Source organism: Vibrio sp. 2304 (assembly GCF_033339475.1).
Taxonomy (GTDB): domain Bacteria; phylum Pseudomonadota; class Gammaproteobacteria; order Enterobacterales; family Vibrionaceae; genus Vibrio; species Vibrio alginolyticus.
In genome coordinates, this window is sequence record NZ_JAWOUQ010000073.1 from 1 (window position 1) to 632 (window position 632).

General features: G+C 34.0%; 1 protein-coding gene. It reads right to left on the reverse strand.

The window, feature by feature from the left end; translation table 11 throughout:
- Positions 1-632, reverse strand: a 632-nt coding sequence (locus R7P64_RS24320) for a hypothetical protein (protein ID WP_318124174.1), incomplete at both ends; no start/stop codon positions are given.

Consider the following 632-nt stretch of genomic DNA (forward strand, 5'->3'; position numbering starts at 1 on the left):
TACCATATTGATCTTTTGCACTAAATAGTAATCGATATCTATTTGCTGCAAAACCTGATGGTAATGAATCAACCATTACATTATTTGTTGTGTCATATATGCCTTTGAATTCTATTGTATCAACATTTGATGGCATAGCTATAGTTACTTGTGCGTTTAGTACTGTAGCAGATGCTGCATGCACACCTGTCAAATAAACAACTTGATTAGGAGTAAATATTCCACTTGTTGTTAATTTCAAAACTCCAGCGCGGTTATCAGATGTACTTCCTGAAGAAGCTGTCCAAACAATATCTTGTCCTGTCATTTCTTCACCATATTGGTTTAGAACTCTATAAAGAACTGTTGCTTCTTTTCCACTCAAATCTTTTAAAGGAGCTTTGTCTGACAACAATTCAATCTTTGAAACTTTAACATCTTCAGCTGAGAATGTTGCTGTTAAAGCTTCATCTGTTAATCCACTTACTTTTACAGTGTAATCACCTTTAATAAGGTTAGTTACAGTTGTAATAACTGCTGATTTAGCATCATCAGCAAATACTATGCTTTCAGTATTTACAGCGACTGGACCTCTGTTAACAGTTATAACTGCTTTTGTTTTGTCAACTGGTTGGTTAAATGTTACAGTGATT